The following is a 24366-nucleotide window of genomic DNA, read 5'->3' as shown; positions in this document are numbered from 1 at the left end:
CCATCGTTCGCCAGAGCAGCTGCTGCGGAGTGGTCGACGCATCGACACGGGGGAGGTCGATGACGGAGTTCTCTCGGCTTCGGTTCTGTTCGTTCATGTCAGCCGACGTAGGCCCCGGTATCGCCGCGACGGGTCGCTGTGTCCGAATCGGCGGTCAGCTGGTCGAGCAGCACGGCCGTGGACAGGACGGCACCGCAGCGGCGCGCGGTGTAGTTCAGTGCCATCAGGTGTTCGTCGCGCGTGAAATCGGCTGTGGCGTCGAGGACCATGAACGGGCGAATGTCGCTCATGAACGCTTCAGCAGTGCTGAGCATGCAGCCCATGTGGGCGTAGACGCCGGTGACCACGAGCTGGTCGCGGTTGTAGAAGGCGAGCAGATCCCGGAGGTCGGTGCGTTGGAAGGCGGAGTAACGCCACTTGGTCACCTGAATGTCTCTGGTGGAGGGAGCCAGTTCGGGGACCACTTCGGTGTCGAGTCCGAGGGTCATGCCAGTGCCCCAGAAGTCAGCGAGGATGCCACGGCGAGAGGGGTGCTGGTTGCCGGGTTGCATCGTGTAGATGACGGGAATGCTCAGCTCTCGGCAGCGCTGTAGGAGTGCGGCGAGGTTGACCAGCACGGTCCGCATCGGATCCGCGGTGCTGTCGTAGGCCGAGATGAAGTAGCGCTGCATGTCATGGATAAGCAGCGCACAGCGGGCGGGGTCGATCCTCCAGGGGACTTGGTTGGCGACTACCTCCTTGGCGGTAGGCAGCGTGTACGGGGCGATCGGGGGAATTGGCATGGTGTGCCTTCCGGATGAGGGTGAGTTCGATGGCGTCGGCGGGCACGTAGGGCTCAATCAAGTGACAGCCACGGGAGCATCGGCGATCCCGAGGGGCCTGAGCACGCGCGCGAATTTGGCTGTGGTTTCTGCCAATTCGGCATGCGGATCGGATTCGGCGACGATTCCGCCGCCGGCGTAGGCCACCAGTTCTCGACGGTCGGAGGACAGTTCGGTGCAGCGGATGCTGACCATCCATTCACCGTTTCCGTCGCTGTCGCACCACCCCACAGCACCTGCGTAGAACCCGCGGTTGCCCTCCAGCGCGGCGATGAGACGGGCGGCCTGTGTCGTCGGAGTTCCACAGACAGCGGGGGTAGGATGCAACGCCGCAGCCAGCTCCAACGCCGAAGGGCCGGTGCCCGCGACCATCGCCGTGATCGCCGTGCCGAGATGCCACATATTCGGTGTGGCGGTCAGGCTCGGGCCGGAAACATCGACGTTGCCACAGACCTTTCGCAGCAGATCCCCGACCTGGTCGACCACGTACCGGTGCTCCTGCAGGTCTTTGGCGGAGCCGAGGAGAGCCTCCGCGGCGACTCGGTCAGCATCGGGATCGGTTCCGCGGCTGGCTGAACCGGCGAGAGGGTGACTGACCACCGCAGGACCGTCTCGATTGATCAGCATTTCGGGGCTGGCGCCGACCAGGTGTTTGCCGTGGTAGAGGCCACCCGCCGCAGACAGGTCAACGAGGAACCCATTGCCCGCCGGATCGGTGGATACCAACTGATCCAGAACCTCGACGGCTTCGACCGGTTGTTCTGCGCGGGCACGGATTGCCCTGGCCAACACCACCTTTCGCAGCGAATCAATCTCGTCGCGCAGCAGCCCTACAGCTGTTGCGACTCGTCGGAGATGTTCGTCCGGGGTCGGGACGGCATCGTCGAACTCGAAGCGTGGCAATGTCGTCGATGTTGCTGGTCGGTATCTCTCGCCAGTGACAGACACTCGATCGGGCGCCCACAGCGCGGCCGGTTCGTCGGGCGCGAACGGCAGTGCGCCGACGATCATGTCGACCTGTCCGTTGCGTAGGTGCGCTGCGGCGTCGGCTGCGGAGGTGAACCGCTGTCCTCGGCCGTGCGCGATCACTGTTCGGTGCGGCCGAGCCAGGACGAAGGTAGGCCGTACACGGCCAGCGCGATTGTCGGAAATGTCGATCATCCTCTCGCATCACATATCGAGGGTTGCCCCGCCGTCGACCCGCAGATCGTGCATGGTGATGTGGCGGGCGTCGTCGGAGACCAAGAAACGGACAGCCGCGGCGATATCAGCAGGAACAGCTATGCGCCGCAGGGGAATTCCAAGTCGATAGGAGTCGGGATCGCCGTCGATCAGGGCCGCGAGCGCACTGTCGGGGAGCCGCGGTTCCCCGACATGTGAGCTCTCGGTCCCGCGTGTGGTGTAGAGGCCGCGGAGCATCGCGGTGTCGGTGGAGCCAGGCGAGACGAGGTTGACGCGAACGCCGTACGGGGCGACCTGCAGCGCCAGGGCACGGGTGAAAGCTGTCGCGGCGGCCTTCGATGCGGAATATGCAGCCATGCCGACACGGGGAGTGGTGGCGGCGTTGGAGGAGACGACAACGATCGAGCCGTGTCCTGCCGCGACCATGTCCCGGGCCGCGCGCTGGGCAACGTTCATAGTGCCGGTGGCGTTGACCGCGAGGCTGCGGGTCCAGTCCTCGGCGGAGGTGTCCAATGCCGCACCAGGCAGCATGATTCCAGCGGCGTGGACAACCACGTCTGCGAGTCCGAATTCGACGCTCAATCGGTCGAACGACTCCGAGACCGCCGCACCATCGGTGACGTCCACCTCGCCCGAGACGATGGAAGTGGTTGTGGTACCGCCGAGTTCGCGGGCTACGCGATGCACGTCGGCGGATCGATCCCACAGTGCCACCGCCCGTGCGTCAGGCGCAAGTGCAGACGCAATGGCCGCTCCGATCCCGGCGGCAGCGCCAGTGATGACAACGACCGGCTTGCCGACGCTGGTCATAGGTCATTGCCTGACGTGACGACGGGCACGGCTGCCGCGTTGGTCGCTGGAAACATCGTCACGGACCGCGTCCGCGTGCTGCAGGGTCCGAGCTTTCCCGGCCGGGGTGTCATCGCCTGGTGGTGTGCCATCGAGTTCACTCGTCCTGGTCGTTTCCGGCCACGCCATGACGCCAGTAGCCGGTGATCAGGCAATCCTGCGGGTCGAGGCCGAGCTCGATCCGCACCCATCGACGGAGGGGCCTGATCGCGCCGGATTCTCCGGCGATCCAGATATAGACCCGCTGATCGGACTCTATTTCGACACTGCGGACCAGCTTCTCGAAGGTGCCGTCGGCCCCTGGCCCCGAGTGGCCGCGGTGCACCCAGCGGACTTCGAGATCGTCGGGTGCCTCCAGCGGGACCTGTTCACTACGATGCGCGACTTCGATGAATGCCCAGCCAGAAGCCTCTCGCGGCAGCCACTCCAGCCAGCGGGCGATGGCAGGCAACGCGGTGATATCGCCGGCGAGCAGGTACTTGTCGTATGTCTTGGGCACCACGAGACCGCCGACGGGGCCGGCGATATGCACGCGGGCGCCAGGTTCGGTTCGCAGCGCCCATTCCGAGGCCAGGCCTCCAGGATGAACTGCGACATCGATGTCCATCTCGCGAGAGACTGCGTCGAACCGGCGCACCGTGTAGTCGCGCGTCACCGGTCGTGGGGTGCCCCAGTGCAAGACGAGGCCGTCCTTGCGGGGTAGGTGCAGGACGCCTTCCTCGTCAGGAAACACCAGGCGCACATGCTCATCGGGCACGTAGCTGTGGAATCCGTCGAGTTCCTCGCCACCGAAGGTGATACGTATCAGGCCCGAGCCCACGGGCGCGGTGCGGAGCACCTCCACTGTGCACAATCCGATCGGATAGCCGACCTTCGCACCGTGCGTACCCGAGAGCACCTCGGCGATACGCTCGGCATAGGCAGCACGATCCATCAGGGATTCTCCTCTTTCGATTACGGCGTGCCAGACCGGGAAGCCGCGTTGCTCCCTCGGCCCGACGGCAACCGCGCGAACAGAACGCCGGTCAGCGCGTGGTGTACCTGGTTCGACCGGCACGATCCGGGTGATCCGTCGCCGGGGACGAACGAAATCGGGTCGGAACCGGCTACGGCACCGCGACCACTCGATTCCTGGTCATCGCAGTACATGGCGCACAAACACTTCAACGAGGTGACACGCCTAGCTGCACGGTTTCGCCAACTTGCGGGCCGGCTTCGGTCGAACCCGCAGTTCGCTAGCAGCAAATACACAGTTCGAGACACAGCGGCCACCGTCGGCGGAGAACCGATCCCCCGTTCGGTGTCAGAATTTGACGTACCCAGCACACAAGGAACAACTGAATGCTCCAAATGATGCTTCCAGATCTTGGAAATCGACTGCGACACTCTGTCGATCAGCGAAGTGGCTCAATCAGCATTAATACTGCTGAGAGAATCCGAGATCGTTCTCTCCCTCCCCCCAATATGTTCAGTCGATAGGGCGAACGGACACGATACTAGGAGTCGCCTCTCTTGTCTGTCAACCTGTCCGAACGGCTAGTCGACAGCTCAAGTGATCGCGATCACACAGGGTGTTGTGACCGGCATATCTGGCATACTCTCGTTCGGAGGCATTCGAACTTTGAACGTTCAAGTGCGTGCTGCGATTCAAGTGGCCTGGGGAGTCTTACTGCATCAACCGAACCCGCGGCGTTGTGTCGTGGAAAGGAGTGGGGAGGTGTCCGCAAGTGTGGGCAGAAACTTCTGGTGAACAACTCGGGTACGCAGTGCGGCATTGTCGTGATTAGGCCGGTACGGCGCGCCTGAGAGTAAGCACCGTATTGAATTTGCATCGGGGAGATCTTTCGAATTAGCCGACGAGTCGGACCCTTAGCCGGTATCTGCACGGCTGCCGCCTGGCGACCGGGTCGGATGTGGCGAGAGCGCGACAGTCGAACAGGAGGGGAAATGACACGTACTAATCGACCGGCGAGTACGAACTTCGGTGGGTTGGAAATCATCAGCCAGACCGATTGCTACACAGTTTTTCAACACCCTGATCATCGTCCGGCTGCCGAGGCTTTGCATGCAGTCGAAACGGCGTTGCAGCTGGGAAGTCCCTATATTCCGGAGTTGTATCGCATCCATGCACCTGATTCACCGGGAAACAACCAGTACGTCGACATCAAAACGGAGAAGTCGAAAGAAAACACTCACCCGGCCTTCTCCAGACCTCTTGCCCAGCCGTGGCACGTCGACGCGCTCCTCGAGCCGATCGGCGTAGTGAACACCACGCTCCTGCACTGCATCAGCCCGGCCGAGGAAGGCGGCGAAACAGTCGTCGCGGATATCTCCTCGATCTTTCTCTCTTTGGCCGACGAGCACCCCGAGGCCGCGAAACTGCTCACCGCGAATCACATCCTGGCGAAACGGGCGACGTTGGAGGGAATCAGCGCGGAGAGCATCGGGCCTGCTTTTGCGTACCGCCCTGGCTTTCAACGGCCTGTGATCACGCGATATGGCCAGGCAGGAACCGATGTATGGTGCCCTCGTGATTTCGCGGAGAGCGAGCTGCTCCAGGTCGGTCTCAAAGTTATCGAAGACAAGCTCGAGATGCCGTCGCTGAGCACGAGGATCCGGCTGAGCGCCGGACAGACGCTGGTGTTGAGAAATTCGTCGTGCGTGCATCGCCGCACCGAATACCGCGACAACCACCATGCGGGCCGACACCTTGTGCGAGCTATGTATGCCGAAGAGTACTAAGCCCCGACGGACAGCAGCGTTCTAAAAATGCCACCTACGGTAGTTAACATAGTCGTCGCCGCGGCCGGGAAGGGAACACGGTTCGGTGCCAGGTACCCCAAGGAGCTTCACCTGCTGCCGACCGGGCATGCGGTGATCGACCGGGTCTTGGAACCCTGGCTGAAGGCAATTTCCGGGGAGGAATTCTCGGCACGCGTGATAATCATCGGAGATGAAAGCAGGGCTGCTACTCTCGTCCACGTTGCCGGCCGATATCCGATAGTGCCGGTCGGATTGTGCCTCCAGGGGGCCGACACGCAGAACCCGAACGTGAACGTGCTTGCAGCGGCGCGCCGGTGGATCGACCGTGGAGTGGTCGTCTATCTGCTCGCAGATCAGATACTGACTGCCGACGGCTCCGTCCTCGTGGACTCAGTGAAACAGGTCCAGAACGACGGGATCGCAATTCTGGCCGCAGGTATACCGCCGAGCGCCCGCCATGCCGAGGGATGCCTTGAGCTCGATGCCGCCAACGAGCAGGTGGTCACGCACAAGGAGAAACCACCTGCGGACGATGAGCGATTTCACCATGCCTGGGCGGCGCTCGTGGCCAACGCGAACCAGCTCGACCGACTCGTCGACGGTTTTCGCCACCAACACGACAATCCGTGGCGGACATCGAGGGTGCTTCATGTCCAGGGTTATGTGAACATCAATACTATTGACGATCTGCAGGCGGTACGATGACCGAACAAAAATTAGTAGTCTTCGACGTCTGCGACTACGACCTCGGTTCCGTCTCCGGGATCACGAGGCGCGCGGTGGAAATGGGGCGATCCCTAACAGGAGAATATGTTTCGATCGTGATCGACTCTCTGGGAAGAATGATCGGCTGCAGTCCTGCCGGGAATGAAATGATCGCGCGCCTGAGAAATGCTGCGGACGCTGAATCGAGAGTCCTGTACGAGCACGTTCTTCGGTCCGCGGATCTTGTGGTGATGTACGACTTCGCTCAACAGAGAAGCATCGAGATCGTCCGCAATCTGGACACGCCGATTATCGCGGAGATCGCGCCCCCGATCGAGCACCTTCTCTATGACGCAGACAAAACATCGAGCGAACGTGTCGCGCAGCACCATAAATACGTGCAAATATTCAATACGCTGGTTCGTGAAGCAGATTTCTTCCTTGCTCGATCCGATATAGAGAAGGCCGTGTTGGCGGGTGTGCTGGTGTCCGCCGGCCGTGTTGACGTGATCGACGGTGACACGGCACGGTTCCGGGACCTGATCGGCATGGTGCCGATCGGATACACCGGCGGCGAAACAGGCCGGAATCGACGCTGGTCGGAGGACGGCACGGCGGTACCCGTGACGAAACCAGCAATCGTCTGGAACGGTGGTCTCTGGCCGTATATGAATTGGAAAGTCGTACTCGAAGCAATAGCGCATGTCGATTCTCGAACACGCGAGGAGCTCCTGGTGGCTTTCCCGGATGTTCGATCCGTGCAACCCGACCATGACGAGGGCTCCGGAGACCTGCAGTCGAACGAAGTGCTCGAATATGCGCGCACGATCGGTGTAGAGCAGAACGTGGTGCTCTACCGCCTCCGCATCGAATCCGGCAATCAAACGATCGGCAAGGACGATCAGGTCTTTACCAGCACCGACGACAACACGCACGTACGCCCACGCGGATACGTCTGTATCGGCCGCGACGGTATCGAGAACGACACCTGTGTCCGCCTTCGTGTCCGGGAACCACGCGCATTCGGGCTTCCGATGATCATCGACGGCGGAAACCCTACCTGCGACGAGCTTGACCGCGATGGCTTGGCGATCCCGGTCGATCGCCGATCCGCCGAATCTGTCGCCGCGGGACTCACCCGGGCATGGACCTGTAGACAGTTGATTCAATCCGAGCGCCTGGAGAAGTACAACTATCGAAATAGCAATACCGCATTTGTTGCCGCGATCGAGTATCTGCTCGCACACCGAGACGCTCCCGGTGCCGTGCACGACACAGTGGAAGGAATTGGATAGATGCGCAACGCGGGTGCTCCGCGGTTCATCCGCCCATGGTCGAAGGCTGGCGAAGCAGCTCCAATCGTTCATCGCGCTCTCGGAAACACCGTTGAGTTACACGGAGACGGAAATGCCAAATTTGACGGCAACTCGGGGGCAATGAGCAGCGTCCTAGGCGCTCACAACGCGAGGGTAAGCGCAAGCATTACCGATCAGCTCAATGTGCTCGCATCCTACGATGCGAGCACCTTCAGCAATCCGAATGCCGAGCGTCTGGCGCGCTCGCTGATCGAGCGCACCGGGAGCTGGGGCGGCGCCGCCTACCTGGCGAACAGCGGGAGCGAGGCGAACGAGGCCGCGATCGGGATGGCGACTCAGATCCAGGAGGCCCGCGGGCGCGCTCACGTGCCGATCGCGGTGCTCAGTCACGGCTACCACGGCAGCACCTCGTTGCTTCGCTACTTGTCCATGGGCGGACAGTTCGCGCCCAAAGCACTCGGGCTGGATGTGGAGGTCCGCTACATCGACTGTGCGCCGTGGATGTACACCGTTGACGACCACATGACCTACGCCCGTGCCTTCCGGCGGTCAGTGGCAGACGCGATCAGTGGCCGTTCCCACGGCGGTGAACCGGCAGGGATCGTGATAATCGAGCCGTGGCTCAACGTCGCGGGTGGGTACACACTGCCGCTGGGCACCCTCAGTACCGCCGAAGAGAGCTGCCGAGACCAGGGTGCGATCCTGATCGCCGACGAGGTCTTCACCGGATTCGGACGTCGGGGAGCGCTGTCCTCCGCGTTGGTCGACGGGATCGATCCTGACTTCATCACCCTGAGCAAGGGGCTGACCAACGGCACCGTGCCGCTGAGCGCCACCTTGACGAGTCACCCGATCGCCGACGAGCTGGCGCGCCTCCCTCGAGTGTTCGCCGGACACACGATGTCGGGCAACGCACTCGCCGCCGAGGCCGCAATCGCCTCTCTGGCAGAGTTCGACGACAACGGTGTGTGGTCCCGTGTCAGGCGGGCTGCTCAAGTCGTTGCGGATGCCAGTCAGGCGTTCACCGACCAGGGCGTCCGGCACCACACTTTCGGCTCCTGCGTCTCGGTGCATTTGAACACCGACGCCGATGCCGTCACTCTGTCGCGCTTCTGTTCCGACGAGGGCGTGATCGTTCGAAGGCAGTCGAACTCGGTGATGTTGATTCCGGCACTGACATCGGCCGACAGCGACCTGCTCGCGGCGATCGGGGTCATCGCGGCCGGTGCCGCCGAGATCGCAGGCAGCCGTGCAGTTTTCGCAGACGAGAGACGGTGAGGCGGCCGTGCAGGATCGAATTGCTGTCGCAGCAATCGAGAAGATGTTCGACCAGCGACGACTGTCCGTTGACGAGGTGCGCAGCTCGGTTGCCGGATTCATGGACGGCACCGTGTCGGACCTCACGATTGCGACATGGCTGGGTGCCTTCGCGGCCCGCGACGTGGACTTCGATGAGGTGAAGTCACTCACGGACGCCTACATCGCGTCCGGGCGGCAGGTGGAACCGGCACGTCGTGCCGGAGACGGACCCGTACCCGTCGACAAGCACAGCAGCGGCGGCGTCGGAGACAAAGTGTCGCTGACAGCGCTGCCCATCATCGCGGCGATGGGCATCCCAGTGCTGAAGCTCAGCGGGGGAGCACTCGGCTTGGCAGGAGGTACCGCCGATAAACTGGCCAGTATTCCAGGATTCAGAGTGCAACTGGGGCATTCCGAGCTTGAGAACGTTCTCGCCCGAACCAACCTCGTCATCGGCAGCCAGACGGCGGATCTGTGTCCCGGTGACTCGGCCACCTACCGCGTACGGGACCTGTGTGGCGCCGTCAAATCTGCCGCTCTGATCGCGGCGAGCATCGTGTCGAAGAAGGTCGCCGCGGGATCCACCCGAGTCGTCTACCACATCAAATGGGGCGCGGCCGGGCTGGTGAGTGACGAAGGCTCCGCGCGGGGACTGGGTGAGTTGATCGACGCTCTGTCCCGGGCGTACGGGATCAACTCGAAGATCGTCTACTCCGCCATAGATTCGCCCGCGGGATACTGTGTCGGGAACCTGCTCGAGGTACTCGAGGCGCGACGATTTCTCAGCGGCTACTCGACGCATCCCACTCTGCTCGAAGAGGTCTATTCGGTGTGCCGGGCCTTGCTGGAGGTGGCGTCGCTCGATCCAGTAGATGCGGATCGCAAGATCACGACGGCAATCGAAAATGGCGACGCGGTCGCAACTTTCAACAGGTGGCTGTCGGAACAGGGTGCGGACAGAGAATTCGTCGACGACCCGGAGTTCTACTTCTCATCGCTACAGCCGGAGCGCCGGCCAGTGCGCGCAAAGAAATCTGGAATGGTCGCACGCATCGATCCGGTGGGAATAGCCGAGATCGCGGCGACGCTGGGGTCCGCCAAGAAAGCAATTGACGATTGCATCGACCCGGTGGCTGGAATCGAGCTCAAGGTCGAAGTGGGGTCCGTGGTGTCGGCAGGCGACGTCATCGCTACGCTGTGGTCCGGGAATCCCATCAGTGAACACCTGGAGTTGCTGTCAAGTAACTCCATCGTACTAGCTGCTTATTGAATGCCGCCCGAGAGACGGGCTGGTCGAACAAGTGAAAGGAAGTAATGAACCAAATAACTGGTCCAGATGCCACGACCGCGGAATCCGCCACCGTGGTGTGGCTGAACGGCGCGTTTGGTGCCGGGAAGACCACCGTTTCCAACAGGCTTGCCGACACGTTCGCGGACTCGGTGACGGTTGATCCCGAAGAAGTGGGATCCATTCTGCGTTCCTCCCTGCAGAAAACTTGCCCGCGAAGAGACTTTCAGGACTGGAAAGCATGGCGGCGCGTATCAGTGGAGCTCATCGCTTCGATCGCCACCGAGGTTCCCGGCTCCTTGATCGTGGTCCCTCAGACCATTCTGGTCGAGAAGTACTGGGAGGAAATCAGCAACGGACTCTCGCCGAGGGTTCGGCTGCTTCCGATTTCCCTGCACGTCGAACCGGATGTGCACAGCCGGCGGGTGCGCGCGGACCAGGAAGAACCGGATGCACTTCGCTGGCGGTTGCACCGCTACAGCGACTATCAGCAGGCCGACTGGATCTCGCGTCATTTCAACATTGTCGACAACAATATCGAGAGCATCGACCTGACGGTGGACTCGGTGGCGAAGCTGATACAAGCCTGAGGTATCGACTGTCGATCTGCTGACAAGGTGTCTTGAAGGGGGGAGTTTGACTCATGAGCAATCCGGTAATTCGACTGACCGCGGCGCAGGAAGCAATTTGGAATGCGATACAGCTTTCCGATGATCCTGGCGTATGGGTGGTTTGCGAACTGTCAATCTACGAGGCAAGCGCCTCGGACGTCGCCGATGCAGCGAGACGTGTGGTCGGGCAAGTACCGATCCTGTATACACGAGTCCATTACGGCGCCGGCGAACACGCGGGCCGGATCGTTCAGACGCGAAAACACGATCCGTCAGATCGTGTCGTTGTCGTGTCTGGTGTCGACATTTGCTCGACATCCGATGCGATCGACGCAGCGAGAACAATTCTGGACCAGAATGCACCGTCTATGGCTGCAACCATCGACGTTCCACTGTTCTCGATTGCGGTGATTCCTCTCGGCGCGGACAAAGCAGCTTGCGTCCAGATGTACAACCATATTGTAATCGATGGTTTCGGTGCGAGTCTGATTCAGGAGCGGATCGAACGGGAGCTCGCGAGCGAGCGCGCGCCCGATAGTGTTCGCACGTACGATCCGTACGATCCGAATCAAAGTATTCCCGACGAGCTCGTTGCCGAGGAGAAGTATCGGTCCTCGGAAAACTATGACCACGACTGGGAGTTCTGGCGGAACGCGCTCGATGTCGAGGTCGAATACCCATATGGGAGCGGTCGGGAAGTCCAGCTCGATGAACTTTCGGATTCTCATGTCCTCGACCAGTCACTCATGGATTCGCTGACACTGACAGCGACGACCGTAGGATGCCACCGGATCGAGGTTCTGACCGGACTCTACGCGGGGTTCGTCGGCTATCGACTCGGCGTCGACAAAGTCACCTTCGCGATGCCGTTCAGCAACCGCGTCAGGTTTCCGACACTGGCAGCCGTGCCCTGCATGCTGGTGAATGTTCTACCGATCCAGATCGCCACCGGCAAAGGGACCGACACCCTCTATAGCCTCGCAACCCGGACCGCCACAGTGCTCCGTGAGGTCGGCAAGCACTCGAGGTTCCGCGGAGAGGAACTCGTTGCACGAGTCGATGGCGCCGACGGCCGGCTGCTGGCGGGCATCGGGATCAACATCAGGACCTTCTTCGGTTCGACGTCGAGCACCCATCGTGTGTCGATCGCGACCGGTCCTCGGGAGCCCGGAGGACTGCAGATCGATCTCGGACCCGCTGGCGAGCTGACCTTGACTCTGCCGCGCGCCACAGCTCACGAGCCCGGAGAGCCGATCCTGGCCCTGGATGACTTCGTGTCCTTCTGCCGAAACTGGCTGGCGTCTCCAGAACTTGCTTTGCGAGAGGTTCCGCTCTACGCCGCGGCGCAATGGGAGGCCATCGCGGCTCCCCGCACGACGGCGCGCGTTGCGCTCGACCGAGTTCTGCGAGGTTACCTGATCGAGCGAATGCCGCACGCACCGACAGTGACGTTTCATGAGGAATCGAGAGCAGTCCGATCGCTACCGACCGCCGACTTGTTTGCACACGTCCAGTCCAGGCGCGGGTACCTCGAGTTGGCGATCAAAGACTGCGAGCTGACAGCCGTTGTCGCCGGCCGCGGGCTCGAAACCCTGGTCACCATTCTGGCCATGCTCCAGGCGCGACGTCCGTTCACTCTGATCGACCAAGAGCATCCGCCGGCCCGGATCCGACAGATCCTCGAGCTGGCAAGACCGAAGTACATCGTCCGCACAGACTCGGACGCGAAGCTCCCCGTGCCCGCAGACAGCGTCGGCGGTGACGGGCCAGATGATTTCGTCGAGGTGTTCACTGTGGAGGACGCCGATCCGCGGCCGGCTGTACCGAGTGAGCACACTATCGACTGGGCTGACATTGCGTACGTCATCTTCACCTCGGGAAGCACCGGCGTGCCCAAGGGCGTAGCCGTGGGCCGCAGCGCGCTCGAGCGGTTCCTGAGCACTCAGATTTCCACGCTCCACAACCCCGGATTCTGTGACACCAGGCGCACTGCAGTTCCGCGCCGCGCCGCCATCACCGCGTCATTCGGATTCGACGCCTTCTACGAGCAGCTGTGCTTTCTGCTCGTGGGCTACGACACCCACGTCTATTCCGAGGCACAGCGGCGAGACCCCGAGGAACTGGCATTCCGTCTCGCTGCCGATCAAATCGAGGTCATCGATCTGACGCCGTCTCATGCGCAGGCGCTGCTGACTGCAGGACTGTGGACACACACCCAGCCTGGCCCAACCACAGTACTGCTCGGTGGCGAAGCGGTGCCCCTGTCGCTGTGGCAGCGACTCCGGCGGCATACCGACGTTCTCGCGAACACCTACGGTCCCACCGAGAACACGGTCGACACCGCAATCTTCTATGAATTCCCAGCCGCGGCCGGGAAGACACCAGCGGGCCAGGACACTGGGCTGTCGGCACCGATCGGGAGGCTTCTGCCAGGGGTCGCCGGACTGGTCGTCAATGAGCTCGGTATTCCGGTTCGGCCGGGCGACGTCGGTGAACTGGTTGTTTACGGCGACCAATTGATGACGGGTTACCTCTCGGGCGGCCGCACCATCGACCCGACGCTGCGGCAGGTCGTCAACGAAGTCGGCGCCCTCGCGGTCTATGCCACCGGCGATCTGGTCTGGATCGATGACGCCCACGGGCTGGTGTTCGCAAGCCGCAACGACCGGCAGGTCCAGATCCGCGGGAACAGAGTCGACCTCGCTGAGGTAGAGAAATCACTGTTGGCGCTTTCGTGTATCCACCATTGCTCGGCCCGCGTCTCCACCGACGGCAGGCTCGAAGCCGTCGTGGTCCTGGTCGTCGATGACTCCACTGATGTCTCAGAAATACGGAGGCAACTCGGCGAACGCGTCCCGGCGAGCCACGTGCCCGCCCGGCTGACGACGGTGGATTCGCTCGAATATAACGTCAACGGCAAGGTCGACTGGGATGCGGTCTGGTCGCAGGTGGCGATCCACGCAGCACAGCTCGATGCCTTTGACGATTCACTGTCCGATGACCTCGTCGGCGGCCCCGGCCACGAGGTGCTGGCCGAGACCGTGCGAGAGGTTGTGGCCGACCACTTCACTGGGTCCCTCCTGGCGGCGAGCTTTCTTGAGCTCGGCGGCGACAGCCTGTCGACCATCGACGTCGTCGCCCGGATGCATGTCCGGGGCTGGCGGGTGGCAGCAGCAGACCTGCGCGGCAGTGCACGCCTGATCGACGTCACCGTGACGCATCTCGGAGGAGATCCGAACGCTCGCCACGACCACGGGCTACGGGTCAGCGAAGCCGAGTGGATAGCGGGCGGCGCAGACCTGTCCGTCGAGCTTCCACCGATCGCGATCGCGGCGTGGGAAGCGGCCGGGCGAGACCTCGAGAAGCTCCTTCGGTTCTGCTACTCGCAGGTCTACTCGATTCAGGCCAGCCCCGGCGAGGTGAGGCGCCGGCTCGCTGCGCTGCGTCATGCACATCCGCTCTTGGCCGCCAAGGTGGTGTCCCCGGACGAGTCGGACAGCGACGCCGCCCCCGCGCTGACGTTCACGGTCACGGCAGAGGACTCGCGCGCAGAGGAGTCCGCCCTGCGCGTACTGGAGTTTCCGGCTGGGACCGCCACCGATTACGTCCTCGAGCAAGTCTGGGCACGGGAGAACTCCGAGCGCGAAGTGTTCGCCGCGGGTGTCGTGCCGCGCCCGGACGGCGGAGCAGATGTCGTCCTCGTCGTATCGCATCTGGTCATGGATCCGGTGTCCTGGCGAATCGTCGAGAGCGCGGTTGTGGCAGGTGAAGGGCCGACCACCAGCACGGGCGCGCCTGTGCGCGAGATCGACTGGTACGCACGTTCGAAGACGCTGGACCAGGAGTTCGGTCGAGGCAGGCGGGGCGGGGCAACTACACGCGCAGAACGCGAGCGGCACGGGCGCTTCGTGCACACCAGCCATCGATTGGACTTCGAGAACGGCCTCGTGTTCGTCGCGAACAGTTGGTACGCCGACCTGCTCGGCGGTGACCTGCTCGACATCGTCGTGGTTGCTGTGGTTCGCGCGCTGGAGAGCCGAGCAGCCGGCGCCGAGCACTTTCTGCCCACCGGCGAGATCCTGCTCGAAGGTCACGGCCGGACAGGGATTCCCCGTCTGGGGCTTCCCGACGAGACCGGAATCGGCTGGTACGCAGTCGAGTGGCCGGTCGCAGTCGACGGGATCATGTCAGCGGCTCCCACGCCCTGGGACCTGAACGTGTGGCATTCCTCGATATCTGCCATCAAGATCCGTCGGGCGTCCACACCCATCGAGAAGAGCGTGGAGTGGGGCTATCGCCTCGGCACGACGACGGGCGAACCGCACAGACCGCGCGTTCTGCTGAACTTCCTCGGAGTGCAAGGCTCGGACGACCAGGCCGCACCGGCGCTGCCCCGCGTGCTCGGTGAGGACAGCGTGACAAACGAATGCATCACCTTGAACTGTTGGTTCGAGAGAGCCGGTCAGCGTTCCTCGTTCCGGGTCGACGTCACCGCGTGTGAATGCCACGCCGGAACCGACCCCGATTGGCTTCTCGGAGCAATCGAGAAGACTCTGGCAGAACTCTCGGAAATGGTCTCACAATTTGATCGCGAGTGTGCTCTATGAGCACCGTAAATGCCGAATGTGTTGACGTATACAAGAAAGTGAGAGCCGGTGTCGATTCCGACTCCGGCCAAATCGGACAGGGGCGATGCCTGGTTGATCCCAGTGATGACTCACTTCTGATACTCGGGCAATGCCTGGGTGAGGAGTGGTACCGATCCAGACTGGTCGACTACAGCGGTGCATGGCAGGATCAGGAGCGGGCGGTGGTCGCACACGCACTCTCCAGGATCTGGGAGGTTGAAGTCGCACCCTCCAACGTCCGATTCACCGAGGGAGCGACCGAGGGGGTCAGCCTTGTCCTCGAATTCCTCGCTGCGAACGGATTCAGCGTGGCACTCCCGCTGCCTTCTTACTACATCTTCGAGCAATCGCGTGCCGTGAACGGTATGCCGGTAGCTCTCTACTACAACGAAAACGGGAACACCTTTCCGATCCCCGACGAAACACCAGACCCCATCGCGTTGGTCTCGGTAACGCCGAACGGCGTCTCGGGAAGAATGTTCCAGGAGCCGGACATTGATCCCGGATACTCCGTTTTCGATACCGCCTTCCAGATCGGTCACCGAGCCCACGATCTTCCATTGATGACCCTCGGTGAAAAACTGAGAAATACGGATCTCGAGCGTTGTGTCGTCACGTTCACGGCCAGCAAGGATCTGTCGTTGCCCGGCCTGCGGCCCGGAGTCGTGGTCTCCTGGGACGATCGACTCATCGAGAGCATCGATCAGAGCCGATTTGCGCGATCCTACTGCCTCAATCCGCATGGGTCTCTCGTATCGACCTCGTACGTGCTCGCCGTCGGAAACTACAGCCGAGACGGCGGCGAGGAAGATGCCTTCGCCGATGTCGGCTGGGTCGCTGCCCACGTAGGTGCCGGTGCCGGCCATGCAATTTCCTCACTCTCGGAATCGATGATCGCGCATTTCGGCACCCTGATGAACGGACTGGCATCGGGCTGGGACGTGATCGAACACTCGTGGATCGCAGACGAATGCGATCTAACGAAGATCGAGCCCTACGCCGGATACTCGACCCATGTGCCCGTCGGCCGCACGATTGGCTACGAGAACCTCGTCGCGGCTTGCAACAGCGTCGGTCGCAACTTCCGGCTGAAACTGAACCCGACCCTGATGTTCGGCGGAAACGAGGCCGCCTGGAACGGACTGTACCCGCATGGGGCCGGAGTCCGGGTCAACATCTCTGAGTCTCCTGCTTGCCTCGAACGAGCGCTCCGAACCGTGAAGGCCGGTCTGGATTCGATCTCCAGAGGAGGGAAGCGCTGTGCCTAAGTACCCGATCGTGGCAGAGTCGTTGTCCACCGTTTCCAGATTCGACTGGGCATCGAACAACGTCGACGCGGGCATGCTCCTCGAAGCGGTCGCCTCCGCCGGCATCGATGCGACCGACTCGGCGCTGGTCTACAACGCGATCGACATCGAAGCATCGGTCCGACGGTACCGTGACGCGGTAGGGGAGCACGGCGTCGGATTCGCCGTCAAGGCGAACCGTACGCCATCGGTCCTCAGCCACTTGGCGACGGTTGTCGACTTTGCCTCGGTTTCGAGCGTCGCGGAGCACGCGTCCGCGGAGGCGGCTGGCTTCACGGAGTTCAGATTCGTCTTTCCCGGCGATTCGGAGGAGCTCCGCCGGGTCGTAGGCGAGACATCCGACGGGGTCGTATTCTGCAATTCAATTCCCCAGTTCAAAGAATATGCGGGTCGTGCGAAATCTGTCGGATTGCGGTTGCGTACGGGCCCGGTGAGCAGGTTCGGTGTCGATGTCGGACAGCTGTCCACGCTCAGTGTTCGTGAGAGAGGAAGTGTCGGCCACATACTGGGTCATGTCGCTGACGTGCGCGATATCGTCCAACTCCGCGAACTGATCGGCCTTCTTCGTGACGCGACCCGATATCTCCCGAATGTCGAAACGGCGAGCCTTGGAGGCGGGATGACCGCCCTCTTCCGAAACGTTGGTGCCGACCGGGTACGACAGGTTCTGTCCACCGAGCTTTTGCCGTACGTTCAGGCTGTCGAGCTCGAACCGGGCGCCGATGTCGTAATGGGTTCAGGGTACGTCGTGTGCACTGTGGTGACTGTTTCCAGAAATGCTTCCTTTCAAGAAGTCACCGTGGATGCATCCGTTTTCTCGCTGAACACCTGGACCGACATTGAATTCATCGGCTGTCACTTCATAGGTGGCGCTGACCGTCGCCGGGGCGGCCCCACCCGGATATCGGGGCCGACATGTTACGAGGGTGATGTGTGGTTGATTTCCGAGGAAGCGCAGGAGTTCGCTGTCGGCGATCGCCTCGTCTTCCGAGGTTTCGGCGCATATTCAGCCGGCATGTTCCGGCCTATTCATGGCCTTCAGTACCCGGTTGAAGTACTTGTTTCTATAGCGAGCAACGAGGATTGTGGACATGATTACGAGGGTGCAAACGCTGCTTTCCGATCTATCCGTGGCGGAGCGTGGCTCGATAGTCAATCTCACGCCGAGTGAGAACAGGCTGAGTCCTCGGGCTGCGGCGCTTTTGGGGTCCGATTTGGCGAACAGGTACCATTTCGGAGCCGACTTGAACGGCACCGACGAGTTCCCCGCAGGTGCGCGGGCTGCTCGTCTGGTGGAGGCGGGCAGGGCCGCATTGGCGGAGTTGGGTCGATGCCAATTCGTCAACACCCGGCCCGTGTCGGGAATGTCGGCGATGCACCTGGTGCTGTACGCGATGGCGCGGCGGGGGTCTGGGACGATCTTGTATGTCGAGGAGACCAGCGGCGGTCATTACGCGACCGGCGAGATTGTCAAGATGTTCGGAGGCGTCCCTGTCCCGATCGGCTACGACGAATACGGTGTGTTCGATATTCGATCCGCCTTGTCACGCGTGGACCCGCGCTCTGTGGTGGGGGTATATCTGGACGTCCAGAACACTGTGGTGGAGCCGAGGTACTCGCAAGCGGTGGAGGAGTTGCGGGAGGGGGGTGTGGACGCGTGGGTCCACGTCGATTGCAGTCATACGCTCGGATTGATCCTCGGCGGTGCGCACAGCCGGCCGACAGTCGACGGGCCGCTCTCCTTCGGCGGATCGACCCACAAGACCTTCCCGGGCCCGCACAAGGGTTGCATCATGACCTCCGATGACGCGGTGAGCAAGGATCTCGATGGTGCACAGCCGTACATCCTGAGCAGTCACCATCTCGCCGCCGAAGCATCTCTGGCATTGTCGGCGTTGGAGTTTCAGTTCTACGGCGCGGAGTACGCCTCGCGGGTGTTGGAGAGTAGTCGAGCCCTCGCCGATGCCCTGACGGTCCGAGGTGTGGCGGTCGAGTCGGTGTCCCCTGGATGCGTCGGATCCCATCAGGTGTGGGTGGGCCCCGATGCACGCTGCACCAACACATGGTTCGAGGTCGCGGACATCCTCGCCTCCACGGGAATCTTCCTGAACGTGCAGAGGAGCCTTCCACGCGTGGGCGGGCCATCGCTGCGTCTGGGGACCGCGGAGATGGCGCTGCTCGGTGCCACCGCCGAAAGCATGAGCATCGTCGCGGACATGATCGCCTCAGTAAGCCGCGGTGAGCTCGGCGCTGCAGGCCCGGACTCCGCCGAGAGGCTGCGGGGATCGTTCGGTGCACCGCTATGGGACGGTGTGCCGGTTGGATAGCACGTTCGAGCACGTCCCGCTGCTGACCGAGGAACGGATCGAGTCGATCGCTGGATGGTTGCCGAATGTTGTGGAGCGCGCCAGCAGCTGGCTTCTCCACGGCGGCGAGCTTGCGTTCGACGAGGCCGCACTGCTGCTGAGGGCAGGCTTGGGCGCACGTGTGCATTCGGCGATCTGTCCAGACATGGACGAGGTCGCCGGTGATCGAGAGCTGAGGGCTCTGCTCGAGAACTGGGCAAAGCCGTTCGACGATCCGCGCCGCTGTTCCGTGGTTCGGGTGTCCCAGATCGGGGTGTGTCTCGGTCTCGTCGGCTGGCTGTCTGAGCTCGGTGTGGCGCACGCTGTCCAGCGTGAGGCTCTGTACGGCGAGTTTCATGGTTGCGGTGGCACCGGCGACCGGCCCTGGAGTCTGTACGGGCAGGAGTACTTCGCCGAACAGGCTGCTGGATACAACCGCCGCCGATTCCGCGGCGACGAGTTCTTCTCGGCTGTGAAGAGTGCACTCTCGGCGTCAGTGTCACCGTCGTCGGTTGTTGCCGATATTGGTTGTGGGACAGGGGCGCTGTCGGAGATTGCGGCGAATCTGGGCGCGAAAGTGATTGCGACGGATCTGTCCCGGGACATGTTGCGAGAGTTCGGTGTGTCGGCCACACACGATCGACAGATCTTGACGGTGCAGTCCTCATGCCTTCGGCTCCCAATGGTCGACGAAGCGGTCGACTGCGCGATCGAGCACGAAGTATTCTGCTTCGCTCCGAGTCCAGTCCGAGCTGCGCTGGAAGCTCTGCGCGTCGTCAAGGACGGCGGTGTTCTGCTCCGGTTGGTTTCCCGCGTGGGTTTGAACGAAGAACTCAAATGTGTCGAAGGCCTTTTTCACGACGCACTTCGAAGGATGGGTTACTTCGGGTTTCGTTTGTACGGCAAGGGAGCAGACGCCGCGATCGATGAGACCCTGCAGCGGCTCGGGATGGTGGTCAAGGGTGAACTGGTCGACACGTGGTCTGTAGCAGTTTCGCGTCAGGAGATCCTTTCCCGGTTGCAATCGGGATTCGTTCCCTACCTGGGTCGCGTACCGGCAGAGGTCCTGATACGCGCAGGTGACGTCGTGTCGGAACAGCTGTTGGCTGACCGGATCTGTCTCGATGAACCGCTAGTTTGCACTGTCTCGTTGGAGGCGTACAGCACTCGGCGACGTCTCTCGGTATCCCGCAATCGTTCGAAATGAGGACTGGAATGGCCATTCGTATCGAGGTTCCGCCGAGTCTGCAGTTGGAATCGAGACTTGCCACCGTCGCCAGCGGCGGCCGACGTCCGATTGCTCTGCGGTGGCATGCCAGTGGCGCGATACCGTTCTCGATGGATTTCGTTGCGGGGCTTTGCGCGGTGCTGCTGGCTCGGCACGACATTCTGCGGTTCCGATTCCAATCCGCAACGCGGGTGGAAGTACTGGACATGCAGTCTGCAGTGCAACAGATGCTCGCCCACTTCGTCGAGATCCGCGACGTCGACGACACAGATCCCGAGGCGCTGGCGAGAGATTCGAGTGTTTCCTTCGAACCGCTCGATTTGTCGCAGGGACTGGCGACGCTGGTTGTTGGTGTCGGCCGCTCCGGAACCATCGTCACGGTCATCGTCGCCGTCGACCACATCGCGATGGACGAAAGGTCCTTCGTCGGGCTCGACCAGAGCATGCGGGATATTCTGTCGGGTCCTCACATCCGACACGTCGAGACCCGCTACGACTATTTGGCCTACTGCCACGAGCAACGGCTGACCTTGGCGTCCGAGGAAGGCCAAGAGGCTGTCGCGCGGGCCGAACGCAGCATGGACACGCTCGGAGGCTACCCTCCACGGGTCGATGGCCTGCTGCGAGCTGATCGGTGCTCGATCGATCAGCCAACCCTGTCCGAGTGCGTGACGGCTGTGTCGTGGCGCTCGATGACGGCCGCTGCACGAAGCGAGCGAGTCAGCGTCTACTCGTTGTGCATGGCCTCGTTCTTCGATGCGTTGACGACGGTGTTCGACCGGCAGGTACCCGCGGTATGTGCGGCCGTTCACGGCAGGTCGAAGGTGCGATATGCCGATTCGTGCGGGTTGTTCAGTTTCGGTGTTCCCGTCACGGTGGTCGACCGCGACACCCGGCTCACGCCCAGCGAGCGACGTCGCATCGTCGATGCAGAATTCGCCACGATCGTGGAGGGCGCGCTGCCATTGGTCCAACTCGGGCGACGGTTCGATCTCGACTGGACGAACCCGTCAGCTGGGGCTGCGATCTATTTCGAAGTCCGACCGCTGCGGCGCGCGGAAGCCGGTGATGCGCACCGCGGTGAGTTCCTATTCGCCAAGGCCGGCGCCCGGCCGGGCATGGGTAACGACGTGTTCATCTCTGTCCGCGAGGACGAGGCCGGCACCGCGACAGCCACCGCTGAGTTCGACGCGGGCACCGTCGACCGAGCGCAGATCGAGCCGCTCTTGGCCTCGCTGTCGGATTCGTTGGCACTCGCCATGGACCATCGATAGCCGGTGCACGACCTGGGCATGCCGCAGCAGTGGACCGGTCCACCACGGTAATGTCGCGCTCGTCAAACATGCTGATGTGAATCTGCATGGGCGATTACCCTTTTCGAGCCCCGAACCCACCCGGTTCGGGGCTCGATCCATAGCCCGAAAGTCGCCGCGCTCGCAGCGTCTGTGCGGCGGCGCCGACCGGTTGCTTCTGGCGCGAGGAAGTGGGTGCGATGTGCAGCACGCGGCCGAATGCTCGACCAGGCCAGCGGCGCCTCGCTGAGAAGACGCTGAGAACCGGAGTCGCCCGGTATGCCCTCGGGGCTGTAACCCTTCCCAGGCCCAACTCCCACCCGTTCCCGTCAGGTATGTGCGTGCCGTGGCCGGGGCCGCTGCCGTGGTGCTCGCTACGGTTGCGCTCGCGGTGCTCGGCCGCGGCCGGGGCGGCCGCCTAACCCCTCACACCGACACCGGGGGTTCCGGTCACCCCCGGGCCCGGCGACTCCCACTCCGACGACGACCCCGCCGTCGCGGTGGGTGACGCCACCCTCGACCACCACCCAACCGCACCCACACCGACCCGCCCAGGACCGATCCGAGTTCGGGGTCGGTCGAGTGCGGGGTCACCAACATCAACGGGTGCGTGGAGAACGCGATCGATGGATTCTTCCAGCGCATCGTGGAGACCTCGCTCAACCCGCTGCTTGAGCTGCTGTCGCAAACCCTGCTCACGACACCGGAGCCGGGACAGATCCCGGAGATCGGGGCGCTGGAACCAGTCATGGCAGATCGTCACCAGCGTCTACGTCCTGGTCGTGATGGCGGTGGGGGTGCTGGTGATGATGCGCGAGACCCTGCAGACCCAGTGGTCGATCCGCGAACTCGCGCCCCCGCCTCGTGGTCGGGTTCGCCGCAGGGGCACTGAGCATGGTGGTCGCCACAGCCGCTATCAGTTTCGCCAACGCCCTCGCCGACACAGTAGCGGGAGAAGGTGTCGATTCCGGGTCGGCTGCAGATGCGCTGACCGAGCTCGCGGTCACCGGCCCCCAGAGCCGGGGAGTGCTCGTGCTGCTGCAACTGGCGCTGGCGGTGATGCTGCTCGTGCTGCTCATCTCCAACGTCGTCCGGGTCACGATCACGATCCTGCTCGTCGTGGGCGCACCCCTGGCGTTGATGTGTCACGGGCTGCCCGGCGTCGAGGGTGCCGCCCGCTGGTGGGTGGCGATCCTTTACCGCCTGCCTGGCGATTCTCAACCGGCTAGCACCTTCTGTCTCCGGTACCGCCCAGAACGACCCGGGGAACCGGGATGGGTGGGAACCCGCGACAACGCAGCGGCGCCCCCGCCGCTGGGCGCACAGCGCGGCAGGCACCCCGCAGCGCTACGGGGCGGCGGAACGTCCGTAGCCGGGAACCCTGCAAACTTGACCGCCCCCGCGCTAACCCCCCGCTTTGAACGGGAAACCACGGGAACCAGCGGGAAGCGACGGGACGAACCTCCGCCCTGTTTCCGCAGTTCACAGGCAATTTCGGGAAGCGGTGGGAGCCACGAGGCATCTAGAACCCCTGCGTGGGGGTCAGGGGTTCGAGTCCCCTTAGCTCGACAGAAACACTAGGTCAGACCCGGTTTTTAACCGGGCCTGACCTGTCTCATTTGGCCCAACCCCACGGAAACCCCGCGGTTTGGGCGTCATCGATGGAGCCGGTTCAGTGCTCGCCGGGCTCTACCGAGCCGTAGATGACGATCTCTGCCTTGGCCGTCGCGGCGAGAACGACGAATCGCTCGAGCTTGTCCGAAGGCAGGAAACCCAGCACCAGTCCATCCGCGCCGGTGAAGACGCCGATCAACGCGGTATCGACCGCACGACAACGATCGGCCAACAACCGCAAGTAGGGCTGAAGATCGGTCTCGCTGTTCCAGGATCCGATATCGCCGTCGTACCGGTCCCAGTCCCAGGCCAGTCCTTCCGGACAGGTGGGCATCAGCTCCAAGCGGCGGCGAATCGCGTTGGGATCGGCGATAACGCGAGGGAAGTAGCTCAAGGCGCTGTCGATTCCGTCGAACAATGCCTCTATCAGCGCATCTTCGGGATCGAACGCTGACCACAACGCATTCTCGAGGACGTACGCCAATCTGCCACGAGCCTTCTCGACATCGGGTGCGAGCAGCTCGACGAGTTCGATGAGCGCCGCCCGTTGCGCTGCAGCGATGCGCGCGCTTCGGAACCTGTCGCGAGGCCGAGGAACGAAGTCGATGATCACTACATAGCCACGGTCGTCATTGTCGAGGTCATCGAGCACCCAACTGTCCTCGGGCCGAATCCGATAGAACGCGAACTTGCCGTTGGTTTCGTTGGCCCTAATGATGCACCGCAGCGGAATCGGCGTGCTCAGCTCACCGGCCAGCCGCCCGACCTCCCGCGCCAACGCGATCCCTTGCCTGAGCAGGGTCCGCTGCGCGTCGACGCCGACGATCGGCCCGTCGGCATACGTGGAGTCGACGGACACGAAATCTTCCAGGTGGAAGTCGTTGTGCCAGTGCTCCCAATCGTAGAGATCGATCAAACGCCCCGGTGCGTCGTCAGCGTCCGCGGGAATCGGGGCCCAGGAGACCACCTCGCCGCGACTTTCGATCCCGCCGTCCACCCAGGTACGCAAACCGAGGGCCAGACCCTCCTCGGGATACAGACCACCGAAGCCGTCCCGCACACCGAGCAGTCTCGCCGCTCGGTCGTTCATCCTCACCGTAAGCACAACCCAAGCTATC

At 62.7% G+C, this 24366-nt stretch carries 19 protein-coding genes; 14 read left to right on the top strand and 5 right to left on the bottom strand.

The window, feature by feature from the left end; all coding sequences use genetic code 11:
• Positions 1-98: 98 nt before the first annotated feature.
• The 4 genes from AC3ERS_RS27720 to AC3ERS_RS27705 all read right to left on the bottom strand — a co-directional run bounded on the left by AC3ERS_RS27720 (position 99) and on the right by AC3ERS_RS27705 (position 3909).
• Complete coding sequence (locus AC3ERS_RS27720) at positions 99-782, bottom strand: isochorismatase family protein (RefSeq protein ID WP_431971038.1); 684 nt, start codon at positions 780-782, stop codon at positions 99-101.
• Positions 783-839: 57 nt separating this feature from the next.
• On the bottom strand, positions 840-1832 hold the full coding sequence (locus tag AC3ERS_RS27715; RefSeq protein WP_431971037.1) for an isochorismate synthase: 993 nt from the start codon (positions 1830-1832) through the stop codon (positions 840-842).
• Between the two features lie 159 nt (positions 1833-1991).
• On the bottom strand, positions 1992-2813 hold the full coding sequence (locus tag AC3ERS_RS27710) for an SDR family oxidoreductase (RefSeq protein WP_431971036.1): 822 nt from the start codon (positions 2811-2813) through the stop codon (positions 1992-1994).
• Between the two features lie 136 nt (positions 2814-2949).
• Complete coding sequence (locus AC3ERS_RS27705; RefSeq protein ID WP_431971035.1) at positions 2950-3909, bottom strand: siderophore-interacting protein; 960 nt, start codon at positions 3907-3909, stop codon at positions 2950-2952.
• 890 nt (positions 3910-4799) lie between these two features.
• Between AC3ERS_RS27705 and AC3ERS_RS27700 the strand changes: the two genes are divergently transcribed.
• The 14 genes from AC3ERS_RS27700 (at position 4800) to AC3ERS_RS27635 (ending at position 23215) form a co-directional block, all read left to right on the top strand.
• Positions 4800-5594 (top strand): TauD/TfdA family dioxygenase, encoded by a 795-nt coding sequence (locus AC3ERS_RS27700; protein WP_431971034.1) that lies wholly within the window; start codon positions 4800-4802, stop codon positions 5592-5594.
• A gap of 27 nt (positions 5595-5621) precedes the next feature.
• The gene (locus AC3ERS_RS27695) at positions 5622-6320 is read left to right on the top strand and encodes a hypothetical protein (RefSeq protein ID WP_431971033.1); all 699 of its coding nucleotides are present in this window, start codon (positions 5622-5624) and stop codon (positions 6318-6320) included.
• Positions 6317-7615 (top strand): hypothetical protein, encoded by a 1299-nt coding sequence (locus tag AC3ERS_RS27690; protein WP_431971032.1) that lies wholly within the window; start codon positions 6317-6319, stop codon positions 7613-7615. Before AC3ERS_RS27695 ends, AC3ERS_RS27690 begins: the two co-directional genes overlap by 4 nt.
• On the top strand, positions 7616-8914 hold the full coding sequence (locus tag AC3ERS_RS27685; protein ID WP_431971031.1) for an aminotransferase class III-fold pyridoxal phosphate-dependent enzyme: 1299 nt from the start codon (positions 7616-7618) through the stop codon (positions 8912-8914). It abuts the gene before it with no gap.
• Between the two features lie 7 nt (positions 8915-8921).
• Complete coding sequence (locus AC3ERS_RS27680) at positions 8922-10205, top strand: thymidine phosphorylase (RefSeq protein ID WP_431971030.1); 1284 nt, start codon at positions 8922-8924, stop codon at positions 10203-10205.
• A gap of 44 nt (positions 10206-10249) precedes the next feature.
• On the top strand, positions 10250-10813 hold the full coding sequence (locus AC3ERS_RS27675; protein ID WP_431971029.1) for a hypothetical protein: 564 nt from the start codon (positions 10250-10252) through the stop codon (positions 10811-10813).
• A gap of 53 nt (positions 10814-10866) precedes the next feature.
• Positions 10867-15441, top strand: a complete 4575-nt coding sequence (locus AC3ERS_RS27670) for an AMP-binding protein (protein ID WP_431971028.1) — start codon at positions 10867-10869, stop codon at positions 15439-15441.
• Complete coding sequence (locus AC3ERS_RS27665; protein WP_431971027.1) at positions 15438-16730, top strand: PLP-dependent aminotransferase family protein; 1293 nt, start codon at positions 15438-15440, stop codon at positions 16728-16730. Before AC3ERS_RS27670 ends, AC3ERS_RS27665 begins: the two co-directional genes overlap by 4 nt.
• Positions 16723-17940: a type III PLP-dependent enzyme domain-containing protein gene (locus AC3ERS_RS27660; RefSeq protein WP_431971026.1), complete on the top strand. Its 1218-nt coding sequence runs from the start codon at positions 16723-16725 to the stop codon at positions 17938-17940. The genes AC3ERS_RS27665 and AC3ERS_RS27660 overlap by 8 nt, the downstream gene beginning before the upstream one ends.
• The gene (locus tag AC3ERS_RS27655) at positions 17861-19096 is read left to right on the top strand and encodes a PLP-dependent aminotransferase family protein (RefSeq protein WP_431971025.1); all 1236 of its coding nucleotides are present in this window, start codon (positions 17861-17863) and stop codon (positions 19094-19096) included. The genes AC3ERS_RS27660 and AC3ERS_RS27655 overlap by 80 nt, the downstream gene beginning before the upstream one ends.
• Complete coding sequence (locus AC3ERS_RS27650) at positions 19089-20321, top strand: class I SAM-dependent methyltransferase (RefSeq protein ID WP_431971024.1); 1233 nt, start codon at positions 19089-19091, stop codon at positions 20319-20321. The genes AC3ERS_RS27655 and AC3ERS_RS27650 overlap by 8 nt, the downstream gene beginning before the upstream one ends.
• 8 nt (positions 20322-20329) lie before the next feature.
• Positions 20330-21616, top strand: a complete 1287-nt coding sequence (locus AC3ERS_RS27645) for a condensation domain-containing protein (RefSeq protein ID WP_431971023.1) — start codon at positions 20330-20332, stop codon at positions 21614-21616.
• A gap of 628 nt (positions 21617-22244) precedes the next feature.
• The gene (locus AC3ERS_RS27640) at positions 22245-22526 is read left to right on the top strand and encodes a hypothetical protein (protein ID WP_431971022.1); all 282 of its coding nucleotides are present in this window, start codon (positions 22245-22247) and stop codon (positions 22524-22526) included.
• 2 nt (positions 22527-22528) lie between these two features.
• Positions 22529-23215: a hypothetical protein gene (locus AC3ERS_RS27635; protein ID WP_488186867.1), complete on the top strand. Its 687-nt coding sequence runs from the start codon at positions 22529-22531 to the stop codon at positions 23213-23215.
• Positions 23216-23306: 91 nt separating this feature from the next.
• Here the strand turns inward: AC3ERS_RS27635 and AC3ERS_RS27630 are convergent, their stop codons facing one another.
• A complete protein-coding gene (locus AC3ERS_RS27630; protein WP_431971021.1) occupies positions 23307-24338 on the bottom strand; it encodes a DUF6630 family protein in 1032 nt (343 codons plus the stop codon).
• Between the last annotated feature and the right edge of the window lie 28 nt (positions 24339-24366).

Source organism: Nocardia sp. bgisy134, assembly GCF_057708325.1.
Note: the sequence above shows the minus strand (reverse complement) of the source record. Positions and strands in the feature narration are given on the sequence as shown.

Bases quoted from the DNA above. Each gene is read 5' to 3' on its own strand.
- AC3ERS_RS27720 (WP_431971038.1), bottom strand. From the start codon at position 782: ATGCCAATTCCCCCGATCGCCCCGTACACGCTGCCTACCGCCAAGGAG.
- AC3ERS_RS27715 (WP_431971037.1), bottom strand. From the start codon at position 1,832: ATGATCGTCGGCGCACTGCCGTTCGCGCCCGACGAACCGGCCGCGCTG.
- AC3ERS_RS27710 (WP_431971036.1), bottom strand. From the start codon at position 2,813: ATGACCAGCGTCGGCAAGCCGGTCGTTGTCATCACTGGCGCTGCCGCC.
- AC3ERS_RS27700 (WP_431971034.1), top strand. From the start codon at position 4,800: ATGACACGTACTAATCGACCGGCGAGTACGAACTTCGGTGGGTTGGAA.
- AC3ERS_RS27695 (WP_431971033.1), top strand. From the start codon at position 5,622: ATGCCACCTACGGTAGTTAACATAGTCGTCGCCGCGGCCGGGAAGGGA.
- AC3ERS_RS27690 (WP_431971032.1), top strand. From the start codon at position 6,317: ATGACCGAACAAAAATTAGTAGTCTTCGACGTCTGCGACTACGACCTC.
- AC3ERS_RS27685 (WP_431971031.1), top strand. From the start codon at position 7,616: ATGCGCAACGCGGGTGCTCCGCGGTTCATCCGCCCATGGTCGAAGGCT.
- AC3ERS_RS27675 (WP_431971029.1), top strand. From the start codon at position 10,250: ATGAACCAAATAACTGGTCCAGATGCCACGACCGCGGAATCCGCCACC.
- AC3ERS_RS27670 (WP_431971028.1), top strand. From the start codon at position 10,867: ATGAGCAATCCGGTAATTCGACTGACCGCGGCGCAGGAAGCAATTTGG.
- AC3ERS_RS27665 (WP_431971027.1), top strand. From the start codon at position 15,438: ATGAGCACCGTAAATGCCGAATGTGTTGACGTATACAAGAAAGTGAGA.
- AC3ERS_RS27655 (WP_431971025.1), top strand. From the start codon at position 17,861: ATGATTACGAGGGTGCAAACGCTGCTTTCCGATCTATCCGTGGCGGAG.
- AC3ERS_RS27645 (WP_431971023.1), top strand. From the start codon at position 20,330: ATGGCCATTCGTATCGAGGTTCCGCCGAGTCTGCAGTTGGAATCGAGA.
- AC3ERS_RS27635 (WP_488186867.1), top strand. From the start codon at position 22,529: ATGGTGGTCGCCACAGCCGCTATCAGTTTCGCCAACGCCCTCGCCGAC.
- AC3ERS_RS27630 (WP_431971021.1), bottom strand. From the start codon at position 24,338: ATGAACGACCGAGCGGCGAGACTGCTCGGTGTGCGGGACGGCTTCGGT.